This window comes from Actinomadura sp. NBRC 104412 (assembly GCF_030269515.1).
Taxonomy (GTDB): Bacteria; Actinomycetota; Actinomycetes; order Streptosporangiales; family Streptosporangiaceae; genus Spirillospora.
Genome location: NZ_BSTM01000053.1, coordinates 772 through 15,760 on the forward strand (window position 1 = coordinate 772; position 14,989 = coordinate 15,760).

Consider the following 14,989-nt stretch of genomic DNA (forward strand, 5'->3'; position numbering starts at 1 on the left):
ACAACCTCGGCATCCACCTGGCGCAAGTGGGTGACAGGCAGGCCGCGCTGGAGCCGACCCGCGAAGCCGTGAAAATCTACCGCAGGCTGGCCGAGGCCGAACCCGCCGCCTACCTGCCCGACCTCGCCGCGAGCCTGAACAACCTCGGCATCCACCTGGCGCAAGTGGGTGACAGGCAGGCCGCGCTGGAGCCGACCCGCGAAGCCGTGAAAATCTACCGCAGGCTGGCCGAGGCCGAACCCGCCGCCTACCTGCCCGACCTCGCCCAGTCGCTCTGGGCTACTGCTTGGATCAGAAACGTTCATGGCATTGAACTCACCGAAGCAGCCGCGGCCGTAGAGGAAGCCATCACCATCTACCGGGCGTTGGCTGAGCAGATCCCCGAAGCATTCAACAGGTACCTTGCTGCAGCAGAACAGACCAAGACCGAGATACTCGATCAACTCGACCCAGCGACGTAGCGTGCATCGCTGCCGGGCCGCCCGTACAGCACACAAATGCCGCAACAGCGGCATACAGGGGCTTACGCGATTGTCCAGCGGCACACGTCATGACCTGGACGGGGCGTCAACGACCCATGATCGCCAATAGTTCGGGACGAAGAGGATCTCCGGGGTGCCGTCGTCTTCCTCTGCGCGGCCAGTGTCCGGCCTCCACGGAGCGCGTCAAGGGCGCCTGCGGCGTCGCTGCGCGATCGGCTACGCCGACCCTTGACCCGCTCCGCTCCGGCCTGGGGTTCGCAGCTACGAGGAAGGCGACTCAGGAGAATGGGCACGAGGCAAAGCGCAGCGAGCGAGCGACGAGTGACCGAAGAGCGCCGGGTCAGCGCTCCGGCGACGAACGATTAGCGAGCGATTAGCCACGGTGATCAGGGGGCATTCACGGTCACTGGCGGCACCCGGCAACACCAGGTCAGCAGCCCAAGCGGCAAGATCAGAATGATTCCCAAGCTGACAGCCTTTGGCCATGCAGCCTTGCGCGTTGCGGGATCAGGTGGCTTGGGTGGTCGCTGACTTTCGGCTTTCGGGGGCTCGGGGAAGACCACCGTCACATGTCCATCGGTATCCTGGCCGAGCTGGCGTCGACCGCTGGTCCTCCCCAGTGCTCACTGCCGCTTCTGCATGCTCTCGGCGGGTCCTTCGGCGATGTCCACCAGGTTGAGCAGTTCTGTCGCGAAGGCCCGCGCCTCAGCGATGGTCAGGGTAATGCCGACCCTGTCGCCGTCTCGGTCGATCTCGATTCGCGGGCTGACCTCGCGGTAGTGCTGGATGAGGCACGCGCGGACCATCGCTGGCTGGTCGTCGCCGCGGTTCGGCTCGGCCGCCGTCATCACGATTGATCGGACGGCTCCGCCGTGGGAGCGGTCCTCGTACATGTCGCCCTCTTTGTGCGTGCCCTCCCACCCGCACCAGGGCGGGCAGCCATTGGGCAGCCACGAGGGACGGGACGGCTCACCCTGGTCGCCATCCCGGTGATGAGCGCACACCAGCAACTGGACCCCGCTTTTCTCCTGGACCAGCGCGGACGTAGCGCCGTCCAGAAGACTGGCGCCGCACCGGGCGCAGGCATGCCCGAGCAGTTGCCCTCTGTCGAGAGAGGTGGACGGGTCGAAGGTGTAACCCTTCTGACATGCGCTCATTGCTCATCCTCCTCATCAAGTCCGAACGCGATCAGCACCCGACGAACGGTCTTTGGGCATCTACGCTGACGTTCCATAGCGGTGAGTCTCCCGATGCCCGGAAGGTTCCAGGAGGCGCCAACTGGTGGGCCAGGGAGTGGCCAGGCTTGCCGGCCTAAGCTTCCGCTGACGGCCGACCCCGGTTACCGTCCAAGCATGGACGCGGTGGAGGCCAATGGGCAGGTTTGGCGGGATCAGGTGCGCCGGCGAGGAACTGTCGAGCAGGATCGCGCGGCTTTGGCCCGTCTCATCGAGTACGACGCCGACCCGTTCGAGGTCGAGCTGTACGAGCTGGCAGCCGACCCGCGAACGTTGCTCATCGACCGCGCCCAAACGACGCCGAGCCGGACAGTACGAACGGCGCGTACGGCGGTTGAAGAGCCGAGGTCAGCGCACCCACGAGTGACAGCAACGGTGACAGCAACAGCAGCAACCGACCCCAGCCCCGAGCGCACGCCCACAGCCGTTCAACCTCGGTCAACGGTGCCCCGGCGGGGACGTTGGTATAGCTGAAAAGCGGAAGGTCGGCGGTTCGACCCCGCCCCTGCCCACACCCGTAAGCATCACAAAGAAGCCCCCGACCAGCGCATACGCAGTCGGGGGCTTCTCTCACCCTGTCCGGCCATGTCCGGCCGTCACCGGCTCACTGCGGCTGATCGTGCCCAATACGCGCCCAAGTGGGCGCGGCTAGTTCCCTGCCCGTAGGGCTGCCTCGATCCGCCGTTTGGCCGCTTCGTCCTGACCGTCGATGCACTTGGCGTAGACCCGTAGCAGGACTTCGACACTGTGGCCAGCCCACTCGGCGACCTGGGGAGCCGGTACGCCCCCGTTGAGCCAGGTAGACACGCACGCGTGGCGCAGGTCGTACGGGCGCCGGGCCAGCGGCGAGGCGTACTCGGCCGCGGACAGTGCGGCAGAGCGGGCGAGACCGCCGCATGGGAGGATCCCGCCCCGCTCGGCGCCCGCCGCGCGGTACCGGCGTTCCCCGCGGACGCACTGCCCGGATGGGTCGCTGCGCAGGTGGCCGCGGTTGCCGAGTTAACCCAAACACCGCCCGGCTTGACTGCCCGGGGCCACGACGTACCCGCCGTGCGCGCGGGTGTCGACCAGCCACCCCAGCCCATGGCGGCCCTTGGTGTTGCCCAACCGCACCCCCTTGGGCGCGGTGAAATACAGGTGCATGCCACCGCGGCAGATGCGGACCTGCAAGGTCTCGAACGGCATCGGCTGGCCGTGCCGCTCACAGACGGCGGCGAACACATCGGCGCCGTCACTGATCCCCGTCTCGTCTGCCCACTCCGGCGGCGGGCGTTCGCCGGGCTTGGGGATGTCCAAATCGATCACGACCAGCCCGGACGGGCCGCACGCGATGCCGATGTTAAAGGGGGCGCGCGCCCAGTAGGGGCGCCAGCACGGTACCGGGCGGCCCGCTTCCCGGTAGGTCGTCCTCACGCGGCCCTCCCTGTGGTGAGCGTCAGCGCGGCAGGGTGGGGATGCACGCCGCACAGCGGGCGGCGGGCGCGCTTCAAGGCACGTTCGCGGTTGCGGTCGCCGGGCCAGGTGCGGGCAAGGGTCCAGTTGATGCCGACGGCGGCCACGACTTTCAGGAGCCGGGCGACTTGACCGTGTTCGTGCTGGGCGAGGCGGGCGGGTAGGTCGCGGGTCCAGTGCTGGATCTGCCGACAGTTCGTTGTGGGTCGGGGACTGCCGGGTCGGCGCTGGTCCCAGCTCATGTGGCGTGAGTGCGTACTGAGACGAAGCCTGTTGATTCCCTGACGCCGCTAACACCCAGCGAACCCGCCGATCGCTTCGAGAACCTTGTGGATTACCCGAGCGGTTCAAGCGGGCCCTGCCCCGGGCGCATGAGCGACCGGAAGTGGCGAACGAGGCTGCGTACGGCGGCCGGCTCACGCAGGACCACGCCGATCTCCAGGTTCTCCTTCAAGGCGCGATCGGTAAGATTGGCGCTGCCTAACAGGGCCGTGGCCTCGTCTGCGGCGATCAGCTTGGCGTGCAGGGCCGCGCGTGACCGCCCCAAGGCCGGGCGGTGCGCCTGTGGCCAGTACCAGAAGCGCACGCCCTCCCTCCCGTGCAAGGCCCGGAAGGTGTTCGCCGCACCTGAGCCGTCCAGCGTGCCACCTGCGGTCACTGACGTCTCAAGGACCAGGTCGACGCGTACGCCCCGATCGACGGTGGCGGCGAGCTCGGCGACGATCTCGGCCACACCGTGGGCGGCGAAGCTGACTATCAGCAAGGAGGCCGTCGCCTCACGTATGACCTCAAGGGCGACCTGGCTGGTGAGCCGCATCGGGACGGCATCGCTCAGCGGCCCGCTGGCCACGATCGTGCTCCTGTGCGCCGAGTGCTCGCGGCTGACCGCACCTGCGGCTTCGAGCGCAAGCGCGATGGACTCGCCCGTCGCCCCAGACTCCCGCCACGCGGCGACCAGCCTCCGGGCGACGCCGCCCAGCGCGTAACCCGGACGTGCTTCCAGCAGGGCCGCCTCCACCGAGCGAGACGGGCGGTCAGCGGCGCGCAGGACGCGGCACCACGTTCTCAGATGGCCGGGGGCGAGCACACCGGCGGTGGCCGCGATGACCGACGGAAGGTCGTCGCTCACCGGAAGAAGCCGCATTGGCCTCCGGTCACCGTGTCGGTGACAAGGGCACGGTCGAGGTAGTGATTGCCCCGTTCGCACGAAGTCTCGGCCGCGAACAGGCACGCATGGCATGCGGCCCCGTAAAGACTTCCGTGGTGTCGGGGGTCATGTTCGGAGCACAGCGGGTCGGAACTGCACAGCCGCGCCGCGTCAAGGGCCTGGCGGATCAACGGGCCGAGCCGGTCGGGATGACCGAGGGACACCAGACCGCCGAGGGTGCCCTCGCTGTCGGGGGCGGCGGTGTAGAGCAGTACCCCAGCCATCGGCTCGGCGGCGCGGGCGTAGACGCGTTCCGCGATGCCCGTCGCGCTGTAGCCGCTCTCCAGGGAGAACTCCCGGATCAGGGCGTGGGCGAAGGTGTGCAGCATGAGGTAGCGGATTCCGGGCCAGTGGCCTGGTTCCAGGCCACGGGCGGCCCGCCACTCGTCATGCGCCTCACGCAGGATCTTTTCGCGCTCCCTGACCTCGGCGCGCTGTTCCCATTCGGCGAGCCGGTCCTCCTTGAACTTCAGGAAGATGCCTTCGCCGCGCATCTCCGCGCAGGGCACCCAGGTCGGGGCGTCCCGGGACAGCCGTGCGCGACGGCTGTCGTCGGTGGAGAGGACGTCCCATTCGGGGGCGTCGATCCTGGTGAAGCCGTACAGGGCCCCGACCTCGCGGAGGCGCGGAACAAGCGTGACCCGGTCCAGCCAGGGCCGCTCGCGCGGTGGGACGCCGACGCGCCGGGTGGCGAAGTCGGGCAGCTCGACGTCATCGTCATGGGTGAACGCAACCCATTCGGGGCCCGCAAGGTCGAGCTCATCCTCGCCAGCGGGCTGTTCTCCACCCTGGTCGGCCTGGCGCCGGACGGCTCGCCAGACCGCGTCGACCCCGTGCACATGCAGTTCAGGCCACACGCCCAGTTTCGGAAGGAGCTTCTTGGCCGTGGCCTGATCGAGGTGCGCCACCAACTCCAGGGCGTCCCAGTGGTCGGCGACAAGTTGGGCGAGGTCGTCGTCACCTTTGGGGAGGCTGAACACGCGCATCTGCATGGCGAACCAGCCGTTAGTCGCTCCCAGGGCGAGCGTCCGGGTCGGCAGCCCGCAGGGTTCGAAGGTGCCGAGGTGAGGGTGGCGGCCCCGGCAAGCGGGCAGGTTCCGCTCACCCGCGAGGCCGATCGCCTCCGCCATGGTACGGCGGGCGCCGCACGAGCACACGACGAAGACGTTGGGGGCCTCGCCCCCCGTACCGCGCTCGACGAGTTGGAGCGTGTGGTCGCCGGCCTCCGGGGACACGCCCCGGTGCGCGAAGTACGACCAGGGGAAGTCGTCCAGATGACCGCCCTGAGTACAAGCAAGGACGAACCGGGCGGGGACGGCGGTGGGCCGACGCCCGCCCGTACCGCGGCAGTTGTGCACGTACCGGACCCTGTCGGGAGAAAAGGCGCTCGGCACGAGCTCGAAAAGCCGGGAATCGATGGAAGCGAGGCGGTTGCATCGCAGGTCGGTGCAGCGCAGATATCGGGGGAAGGCGGCGACGGGCACCCCGACCCTGGTCCACTCGCCGAACGGGTCGGCCGCGTCCTCTGGTGTGTACGGCGGCGTGCGCAACGTCTCGACCTGCGGACCGAGCTTGCGGCGGACGGCGGCCAGCAGCCGGTCCTCGGTGAGGACGCGCGCCGCCGCCTCGTCCCAGAATTCCAGACCCATGAGGATGACCGAGAGGTTGGGCAGGTCGGCCACGGCGCCGACGCCGTAGGTGTGCAGCAGCTGGTTGGGACGCAGCTCACCGACACGCATGGTCATTCCTTACCTTTCTTCTCGGGGCTTGATCCTGACCGTTTGCAGGGTCGGGAGGACCCCGGGGCGGCAGGTATGGCTTGCATGGTTTGCCGTAGGTGAGGCTCAGGAGGATTGGCCGCCTGCCGCCCCGCGACGTCCGAACCGAGATGACGAAGGTGACCGTGCCCCAAGTCTGGGCCGGTGTGGACGCTGGCAAGGCCCACCATCACTGCGTGACGATCGATGCCGACAGCGCCCGGTTGCTGTCCAGGCGCGCGGGCAACGACGAGGCCGAACTGCTCGAACTGATCACCCACATTCGTGCGCTCGGTAAGGAGATCACCTGGGCGATCGACCTCAACAGCGGTGGCGGCACCCTGCTGATCTCGCTGCTGCCGAGTCAGGACAAGCGGCTGATCTACATCCCTGGCCGCACCGTCCACCACGCCTCTGGCGCCTACCGCAGCAACGGGAAAACCGACGCCAAGGACGCCTTCGTCATCGCCGACCAGACCCGCATACGCCGGGACCAGCATCCGCTGAGCACGTTCGGAGAGATCGCCTCCGACCTGCGAATCCTCACCGCACGCCGCGCCGACCTGGCGGCCGACCACACCCGCGCGATCAACCGGCCGCGCGCCCAGCTGCCGGCCTGCTTCCCCGCGCTGAAGCGCGCCTTCGACTACAGCAACAGCAAGGCCGCCCAGGTGCTGCCGACCGGCAACCCGACCCCGGCCACCCTGCGCCACCAGGGCCGCACCCGCTTGGAGTCCTCGCTGCATGCCCGCACAGTGCGCGAGGCCGCCGTGGTCGCCCAGCGGGCGATCGAGACCGCCCAGGCCCAGCACAGCGCAGTGACCGGGGGAAAGACCGCCGCGGGCGTGCTCACCAAACCGGCCGGGGAGGTGATCGCCCTCAATACCCAGATCGCCGAGACCGACACCGCCATCAAGGGCCCGTTTCGCCGGCACCGGCACGCCGCCGTGATCACCAGCCTGCCCAGCATCGGCCCGCTGCTGGAAGCCGAGCTCATCACCGCCACCGGCGGCGACATGGCCGCCTCCGGCAGCGCGGACCGCCTCGCCAGCCTGGCACCGGTTCCGCATGACTCGGGACGCGTGCGGGATAACCTGCACCGGCCCCGGCGCCACAACCGGCGGCCGCTGCGCATGTTCTTCATGTCCGCGCTGGTCAGCATCCGCTGCTGCCCAGCCTCGCCGACGTTCCACAAACGCAAGAGGGCCAAAAACAAACACCACACCCAGGCCGTGACCGCGCTGGCCAGACGCAGACTCAACGTGCTGTGGGCACTGATCCGCGACAACCGTCCCTACACGGTCGACCACCCCTCCACACTGCCCACCGCAGCGTGACGCGCTCACAGCGCGTCACCGGCGCGGCTTGACAACTTCATGGGGAATGCTCCTCCTCTCGGGAAACGGGCTGGAAGGGGGGCGCCTCGGCACCGCCGAGGTCGTAGTGGTCGAGGAGCAGGAGCCGGACGCCCGGTTCGACGTCGCGCAGCGAGGTCGGGCACATGGTCTTGGTCCAGGGCCCGCCGTCCGGCCGCCGCAGCAGTCCCACGACCGCGTCGGAGCGGCGAGGCGTCCGGTATCCGAGGACGCGTTCGGGCACGGCGCGCTCGCGGGCCCAGAAGTCCAGCCGGGCGTCGAGTTCGCGTTCGACGTCGACGGCGTCCCGCGCGTTGCCCAGAACGTCGCGGGCCCGACGCCGGATCACGTTGACGACATGGTCGGCGAGCCGGCTCTCCCGGCCGAACAGGCGGGCGGCGTCGTTGGCGTTGTACTTCGGTTCCAGTCCGCGAACGAGCCCGACGAGGACACCGGTCAGTCCCCGGTCGACCGCCCGGTAGGCGAACGGGGTGACCGACAGGGCCTCCACATGCTGGTAGACGGTGGCGTGGAAGTGCTCGAACTTCTCGTAGTGCGAAAGGTCGCGGGGGCGCGCCCAGTTGTAGACGGTGAACACCAGGCCGGGATCTTGCCGACCGACACGGCTGGTGGCCTGGATGTACTCGGCGGTGGACTTGGGCTGGTTGGCGACCACCATGACACCGAGCCGGGACACGTCGACCCCGACAGCGATCATGCTGGTGGCCAGCAGCACATCGATCGGTCGCCGCTCGCCCTTGGCGCGGGGCCCGAAGCGCAGTTCCAGCTCGGCGAGCACCTCGGGGATGTCACCGGACGACAACCGGGACGTGAGCTCGCGCAGCTTCGGTTCGTGCCGACGGGCCAGGCCGCGCTGATCGGCGCGGGACAGGCGGGTGGAGACGTCGTCCTCGACCAGGCGGCGCATGCCGCCGAGGTCACGGAGGCTGTTGAAGTAGCCGACGAGCGTCATGTACGGGTCGGTGACGGGGTTTTTCCCGTACTTGTCGTGCAGTTTCTGCGCGGCCGCGAGCACCGCCACGTAGACGCGGATGAGGGTTGACTTGATGCGGACGCCGTGCGCGCAGACGCCTACGTAGCGGCGGCCAGGCTTGACAACGCCCTCGTAGCCGGGACGGGGTTCGCATGGCCGCTGGCGAGCGAAGAAATTGTCATCGGCGCTCAACCCCGGCGGTGGGAAGAACTCGGTGCGGCCCCGGTCGAACAGGGCGTGGAGCTGCCGGGCGGCCCGCCGCACCGTCGCGGTTGACGCGATCACCTTGGGCCGGATGGTGAGTCCCCCGGGTCCCTCCCAGGTGCACAGCCGGTCCACGGCGGTCTCGTAGAGGCCGACGAGCGAGCCGAGCGGTCCGGAGATCAGGTGCAGCTCGTCCTGGATGATCAGGTCGGGGGGCCGGACGGGCCGCACCAGCGGCATGTGCCGTGCGGCGGGCAGCGAGCCGCTTGCCTGATGGCTGATGCGGCCCTCGCAACAGACCTCCGCAAGGTCGGGTGTGATGAAACCGTGCCGCTCGCAGTAGCGCTCGGCGCGCCCGAACAGCGTCTGGGTGTCGCCGACCCAGGGGAGCTGAGCGAACTTGTCGACGGTGGCGATGACGAACGCCGGGCCGAGCCGGTAGATCTCCTCGTCCACGACGACGACCGGCAGGCCGTCGCCGTCCCCGGTGTAGGCGTGGAAGTCGCAATCGAGGTCGGAGCAGCGGATCAGCGTACGGCGGCGGAGTACGTCGACCTCGATGTCGCGCCCCGCCTCGATGGCCGTCCCGCACCACGGGCAGGACGTGAGCTGGTGCGGGGACCCGACGACGTGCCGGGGACGTCCGGTGGTGCGGCGCTGCTCCTTGGCCCAGTCGGTCGCCTGGTCGGTGCGGTTGGGAGTGACCCGGCCGCCCACCCACAGGCCGAGCCGGAACGGCGTGCGCCCCCACCTGTGCTCGTCGCCGCGGCGCAACTTCTCGCAAGCGCAGATCAAGGCCGCGGCTCGTTGGAACTGCTGGATGGTGAGCAACCGCAACGTGTAGCGCATCAATACGGCGACGCCGCTCTCCGCGTCATGGTCGCCGAAGTCGTGGCGGAGCCGCCTGATGGCAAGGGTGAACGCGGTCAGGCCGAGGTACGCCTCGGTCTTGCCGCCGCCGGTCGGGAACCACAGCAGGTCCACCACGGATTCGTCCCGGCCGCTGCGGTCCGGGTGGGCAGGGTCGGCGAGCGCGGGCAGGTTCAGCAGGATGAAGGCGAGCTGGAACGGGCGCCAGCTGCGGTTGCGGACGACATCGGCCTCCCGCACCGCTTCCGGCAGGGACAGCCGGGGCCTCCGGCGGCGCTCCCCCGCGGCGATGGTGTGGACGCGCTGCAGGTGCATGGCCGCGTTGGCGAACGCGAACGCACGCCGGGCGTCGTCGTTCTCGGCGAGCAGCGTGATGCCGGCCTCGATCCGGTCGGCGGCGCGCCTGGCCTGGGCGAGGTTGCGCCGCGCGTCGTCCTCGTGGCTTTCCAGCCGGGCGGCCGGGTCGGTGATGGAGGCCGCCATCCGGTCGAGCCATGCGCGGTAGCCCTCCACCAAAGGAGACATGGCCGCTCGAAGTCCGTCGGCGTCCATCCCGGCGAGTTGTTCCATGTCGAGGACGAGGTCGGCGAGTTCCGGAAGGTCGGGGTCGGTGTCCGCGCGTGGCACATCGGTGGCGGGCACCTCGTGGACGGGCACGGCGGCGGTGGAAATCCGGACGGCGCGCATCGGGTCGCCGGGGGACGGCTCGGCATGGACGGCGACGCCGTGGCCGGTCGCGAACTCGGGCGAGAAGCGGTACGCCATCGCAAGCCGCCGCCGTTCGGCCTGGTCGGCCGAGTCACCGCCCGCCGTCCTGGCCGGACGCCGCAGGAACACCGGCTCCCCGCCGGACGCGCTCGCCGACATCCGGGCCTGGAACACCCATGCCTCGCTTCGGCCTACATCGCCCTGCTGGGCGTTCACGAGGAACAGGGTGACGAGCCAGTTACCGTCGTGCTTGCGAATCCGTCCTCGCACGACGATCTCCGGCTGTTCGCCGGTGAGCGACGCCGCGTTCACCTTCCCCGAGCGGAGCGGGACGGTGACGGCGCCCGCCATCCGCTCCCGCCGCCACACCAACTCTCCGGCCCGCTCCTCCTCGGACGAGCGGACGCGGACGTACCGCGCCCATTCGGCCGTCACGTCCAGCCGGTCGACGTCGCCCGCCACATGTGCCGTGAAGCCGTAGGAGGAGGGGTACATGCTGGGGACGTTGGGAGCGTTCTGCTCGGAGCCGGACTCGGCGTCAGGCTCCACATCGGCCAGCGAATCGTGCTCACCGGGATCGACCATCGCCCCGTTGGGCGCCAGCCTGCCCAGCAGGTAGCGGTCGGTCGGCCGCTCGGTGAACTCCTCTTCCTCTCCCGCCGCCGGACCGTGCAGGTCGTCGCAGACGAGCTCGGTCAGCTCGTCGCGGATCGCGGCGGCGTCGGGGACCCTGAGCACCGGGAGTTCGGTCATGGCAGCACTTTAGGGTGCCGGTCGGACGCTAACGCCCTGTTCCCAAGGCCGGCGAAGGCCCGGCCGATTAGGGTCTGTGGACATGGCCCTGGTGAGATTCTCGCTCCGCAATTACCGGTGCTTCGCGGAGCGGCAGGACATCGAACTGCGCCCGATCACCGTGGTGCTGGGGAAGAACAACTCCGGCAAGAGCGCGCTGGTCCGGGCGCCGCTGATCCTGCAGACCGGGATCCGCAACGACCACCCGGTCCCGCTCGACCTGGAGCAGTTCGGCGATGAGGCACCAGACTTCATCGACCTGGTCCACGGACGGCTTGAGGTGAGCAACATCTCGGTCGAACTCGGGCTCACCGGGCCGCAGGGAGAGGAGTACGCGCTCGAGGCGACGATCCAGAACGTTTCCGAGCTGCTCACGCAGCGCGTCCTCGAGTGGCGGCTGCGTTCGGGCGATGGCGACGTCTCGTACAGATGGGTCATCGGAGATGACTCCGGAGACTCCGGGCGGCAGTTCTACCGGACGCCGGATCTGGGAGCCGAGCCGGTGTGCCTGGACTTCAGGGGCCTACTGCCGACCGAGCTGCCGGGCGGGGCAGATATCGCATGGTTCGATCCGACTCGAATCCGCTCATCTTTCGACACCATCCGGCACCTGGGACCGTTTCGGATCAAACCGAGACGGGTGGTGCGCCTCCCGGTTCGGGAACCCGGCCAGGACGAGTTCGGCAGCCGCACGGACGAGATCCTCGTCTACGATCATGTGCACGGCAAGCGGCGGCTGACCAAGACGATCAACGAGTATCTCCGCGGCCCGCTTCCCGACTGGGAGGTGGAGGTCCAGCCCTACCTCCACGGCTTCACGGTGGGCCTGCGGTCGCTGCGCACACCTGGTCTCTGGGTCCCGGCCACAGATTCGGGCACCGGGATCACCCAGATTCTTCCGTTCTTGGCGCGTCGGGCACGGGACGAACTGCATCCGCCCACGCGGAGCGTCCTCGAGCTCATCGAAGAGCCCGAACTGCATCTGCACCCGTCCGCCCAGGCGATGCTGGCCGACCTCTACATCCGGGCCGTCCGCAACGAGCATGTCCGGTTCCTGCTGGAGACGCACAGCGAAACCTTTCTGCTCCGGCTGCGCCGCCGTGTCGCGGAAGGCAGATTGGACGCGGGGCAGCTGGCGTTGTACTTCGTCGACGGCGATGGCGACTCCTCGACCGTCCGCCGGATCAACGTCGATGCGCTCGGCAATGTGGATTACTGGCCTGAAGGGATCTTCGAAGAGGACTTCGAGGAGGTTCGGGCCCTCGCGGAGGCCCAGGACGCCCGGCTGGAGAGCGATGCGGATTGAGCTGGCGGCAGCGGTCTTCGAAACGGACGAACATGCGGAAGAGGTCCTGACCCTTCTCAGCCTCTTCCGGAAGGGGCGGCATGCGTGGGTGGTCCCTCCGCGCTTGACCGCGACCGCCGCTTCGTTCATCGAACGGCATATGACGGACCTGCGCGCGCCGGTGTACAAGCAGCTCATGAGGAAGGCGGCGACGCTGCAGCACGTCTACCGGGCCCCGACGGCCTCGAAACCGGTGCGAATCTCGCCTGAGGACGTCAAGGAACATGTGGAAGACCTCGGCCGACCGGCCGTCCTGGTGGTGGAGAACAACAGATCCGATGGCATGTTCGTCAAGGCCGTCGCCAAAATATTCGGTGCCCGGGACGTCCTGAAAGCGCTCGACGACCGCTGGCTGGTGATCGAGCACGGCGGCGGCACCGATATCTATCGGAGAGCGCAGGAGGAACACGTCTCCTTCCGCCGGTGCTCGCGCGCGGCAACCCTGCTCGACAGTGACCGACTAGCTCCGGGAACTCCCGAGAAGAACGCGGACCGCATCGCGGAGCTGCGTGCGCTCGGCGTGCGGGTCCATGTGCTGACCTTGCGCGAGGCCGAAAACTACGTACCGAACAAGGTCCTCCATGCGGTGAAGCCGATACGCAACTCGTCGGCACGGCTTACCCATCTCAAGCAACTGGACCACGACCAGCGCGGGCACTTCGACATGAAGCACGGCTTCAGAAAGACGAGCGGAGTGCCCGAGCAGCAACGGCGTCTGTTCGCCGGCACGCCGGCCAAGGTGATCACGGGCCTCAACGACGGCTTCGGGCAGCACATCCTCGAGGTTTTCGAGTCCATGGCGGACCGCCTGTCGGAGGCCGACCTCGCCCGCGACGTCGGCGAGGACGTGCCCGACGAGCTGCGGGGTCTTCTCGCGATGCTGCGAGAGATACTGTAGGGATAGGTCCATGGCAGCCGACGAGCACGAGATCACCGTCAAGCCGGAGATCCTCCTCATGGAGGACCTGATGACGCTGATCGACGAGGGGAAGCTCCGTGTCCCCAGGTTCCAGCGGCCGTTCGTCTGGCGCCCGCAGCAGATCCTCGACCTGTTCGACAGCATCGAGCGCGGGTATCCCATCGGCAGCCTGCTCTTCTGGGAGACCGTTGAGAAGTTCACCACCTTCGACAGCATCGGCGGTATCGAACAGCCGAAGCGGCCCAAACCGGGTTCTGCGACCTCCTATGTGCTGGACGGTCATCAACGTCTCTCTGCCCTTTACGGGACGCTGCGGCGCCCGGAATCCCTCGCGCCTTCCACTGAACAGCGCGACTGGATGTGGTGGCCCTACCGGGTCCTGGGCGAGATGGACGATGGCCTGAACCGGTACCGCCACTGGAAGGCCGCCACTCCTCCCCCGTCCCATTACCTCCCGCTTCGTTCGGTGCTGCGGACGATGGAGTTCCTCGGCTTCTCCCGCACGCTGCTCGATGACCCGCCCGATGGCGCGGCCCCTGAGCGCCTCGTCAGGGAGGCGGAGGTCGTCGCCCAGCGGATCAGGTCGTACCGGATCTCGGTCGTGCGGCTGGTCGGCGGCGACCTCACGAACGCCGTGGAGGTGTTCTCCCGGGTCAACAGCACCGGGCAGGCGATGCGGCCGGCCGAGATGGTCTCGGCACTCACCTACCACAAGGGGGAGGGACCGACCCTCGCGGAGCGACTCGACGCCATGGTGGAGGAGGTCGCCGACACCGGTTTCGGCGAGGTCTCCTCCGATGCGCTCTTCCGGGCCGTCCTCGCGGTCGCAGGGGAGGACAACGTTCAGGAAGCCCGCTGGGAGGTGCTGGCCAGACGCATCCAGGAGGGCCTCGCCGATTCGGCGGATGCCACCGAGGAGGCGCTGATCCGCGCCGTGATCTTCCTCCGGGACACGGTGGGGGTGCCGCTGGCGCGCCTGATTCCCTATGACGCCCAGTTGATGCTGCTGGTGACGTTCTTCCACGAATGCCCCGAGCCGAGCGCGCAGCAAGTCTCGGAGCTGACCCGCTGGTTCTGGGTGACGTCCTGGTCGGGGTTCTTCGCGGGTGCCAACACCACGCAGATCAAGCAGGCGATCCAGCAGGTCAGGCGGTTCGCGAAGGAAGGAGGCTCGATCTCCCCCGAGGACGTCCGGGCCCAGCCCTTCCCGAACCGTTTCGATCTGCGCGCCGCGCGGGTCCGTGCGTTCATCATCTGGGAACTGCGCGAGTTCCCCAACCGCTTGGCGGCGGACGGCAGTGAGATCAAGGGCGTGGACACCCTGGCGCACGAGGCCACCTCGGCCTACCGGCACATCGTCAGGAAGCGCGGGGTCGCCGCCACGTCGAGCCCCGCGAACAGGGTCATCATGACGACGAAAGCGGGGGTGTCGGTCAAGCGGACCCTGCTCGAACTCGCCCCCGGCATTCGCGACCGCGTACTGGCCGGCCACGGGATCCCACAGGAGGCGATGGACCGCCTCGCGGCCGGGGATGACGAGGGTTTCATCGAGGTCCGGCGGGACTTCCTCGCCGAGCGCGAGCGGGCGTTCATGGCCCGGTACGGCCTCGTCGCCGCACCCGGCGAGGGCGAGACCAACATCGATACCGAGTGAGCTCCCGCCTCGATC

At 68.6% G+C, this 14,989-nt stretch carries 10 protein-coding genes and 1 pseudogene; 5 read left to right on the forward strand and 6 right to left on the reverse strand.

Translation table 11 applies throughout. From position 1 onward, the window contains the following. Positions 1 to 461: tetratricopeptide repeat protein (locus QSK21_RS34700; RefSeq protein WP_285701970.1), on the forward strand; the 461-nt coding region annotated here is incomplete at its 5' end. Positions 462 to 1,105: 644 nt separating this feature from the next. On the opposite strand, the gene QSK21_RS34705 is transcribed toward QSK21_RS34700, so the two are convergent. From QSK21_RS34705 to drmB, 5 genes and pseudogenes are all read right to left on the reverse strand, one after another. Beyond that, positions 1,106 to 1,639, reverse strand: a complete 534-nt coding sequence (locus QSK21_RS34705; protein ID WP_285701971.1) for a DUF6907 domain-containing protein — start codon at positions 1,637 to 1,639, stop codon at positions 1,106 to 1,108. A gap of 726 nt (positions 1,640 to 2,365) precedes the next feature. Further along, positions 2,366 to 2,632: pseudogene (locus QSK21_RS34710) on the reverse strand (tyrosine-type recombinase/integrase); the annotation flags it as partial. A gap of 84 nt (positions 2,633 to 2,716) precedes the next feature. Next, complete coding sequence (locus tag QSK21_RS34715; protein WP_285701972.1) at positions 2,717 to 3,130, reverse strand: bifunctional DNA primase/polymerase; 414 nt, start codon at positions 3,128 to 3,130, stop codon at positions 2,717 to 2,719. A 373-nt stretch (positions 3,131 to 3,503) separates the two neighbouring features. Next, the gene (gene drmC, locus QSK21_RS34720; protein WP_285701973.1) at positions 3,504 to 4,298 is read right to left on the reverse strand and encodes a DISARM system phospholipase D-like protein DrmC; all 795 of its coding nucleotides are present in this window, start codon (positions 4,296 to 4,298) and stop codon (positions 3,504 to 3,506) included. Continuing rightward, positions 4,295 to 6,115, reverse strand: coding sequence for a DrmB family protein (drmB, locus tag QSK21_RS34725; protein WP_285701974.1), 1,821 nt, complete (start codon positions 6,113 to 6,115; stop codon positions 4,295 to 4,297). Before drmB ends, drmC begins: the two co-directional genes overlap by 4 nt. A 149-nt stretch (positions 6,116 to 6,264) precedes the next feature. Between drmB and QSK21_RS34730 the strand changes: the two genes are divergently transcribed. Then, entirely contained in the window at positions 6,265 to 7,470 is a 1,206-nt protein-coding gene (locus QSK21_RS34730) for an IS110 family RNA-guided transposase (RefSeq protein ID WP_285701975.1), read from the forward strand. A 37-nt stretch (positions 7,471 to 7,507) separates the two neighbouring features. On the opposite strand, the gene drmA is transcribed toward QSK21_RS34730, so the two are convergent. Next, entirely contained in the window at positions 7,508 to 11,017 is a 3,510-nt protein-coding gene (gene drmA, locus QSK21_RS34735) for a DISARM system helicase DrmA (protein WP_285701976.1), read from the reverse strand. 82 nt (positions 11,018 to 11,099) lie between these two features. Here drmA and QSK21_RS34740 point away from each other — a divergent pair, with 82 nt between their 5' ends. From QSK21_RS34740 to QSK21_RS34750, 3 genes are read left to right on the forward strand one after another with little or no spacing between them, the layout of a single operon-like run. Continuing rightward, the gene (locus QSK21_RS34740) at positions 11,100 to 12,362 is read left to right on the forward strand and encodes an AAA family ATPase (RefSeq protein WP_285701977.1); all 1,263 of its coding nucleotides are present in this window, start codon (positions 11,100 to 11,102) and stop codon (positions 12,360 to 12,362) included. Continuing rightward, positions 12,352 to 13,299: a hypothetical protein gene (locus QSK21_RS34745; protein ID WP_285701979.1), complete on the forward strand. Its 948-nt coding sequence runs from the start codon at positions 12,352 to 12,354 to the stop codon at positions 13,297 to 13,299. Before QSK21_RS34740 ends, QSK21_RS34745 begins: the two co-directional genes overlap by 11 nt. Before the next feature lie 10 nt (positions 13,300 to 13,309). Beyond that, positions 13,310 to 14,974: a DUF262 domain-containing protein gene (locus QSK21_RS34750; RefSeq protein WP_285701980.1), complete on the forward strand. Its 1,665-nt coding sequence runs from the start codon at positions 13,310 to 13,312 to the stop codon at positions 14,972 to 14,974. The last annotated feature ends 15 nt before the right edge of the window (positions 14,975 to 14,989 follow it).

Excerpts from the sequence above, each read along its gene's own strand:
- QSK21_RS34705 (WP_285701971.1), bottom strand. The coding sequence starts at position 1,639 with ATGAGCGCATGTCAGAAGGGTTACACCTTCGACCCGTCCACCTCTCTC.
- drmB (WP_285701974.1), bottom strand. The coding sequence starts at position 6,115 with ATGCGTGTCGGTGAGCTGCGTCCCAACCAGCTGCTGCACACCTACGGC.
- QSK21_RS34730 (WP_285701975.1), top strand. The coding sequence starts at position 6,265 with ATGACGAAGGTGACCGTGCCCCAAGTCTGGGCCGGTGTGGACGCTGGC.
- drmA (WP_285701976.1), bottom strand. The coding sequence starts at position 11,017 with ATGACCGAACTCCCGGTGCTCAGGGTCCCCGACGCCGCCGCGATCCGC.
- QSK21_RS34740 (WP_285701977.1), top strand. The coding sequence starts at position 11,100 with ATGGCCCTGGTGAGATTCTCGCTCCGCAATTACCGGTGCTTCGCGGAG.
- QSK21_RS34745 (WP_285701979.1), top strand. The coding sequence starts at position 12,352 with ATGCGGATTGAGCTGGCGGCAGCGGTCTTCGAAACGGACGAACATGCG.
- QSK21_RS34750 (WP_285701980.1), top strand. The coding sequence starts at position 13,310 with ATGGCAGCCGACGAGCACGAGATCACCGTCAAGCCGGAGATCCTCCTC.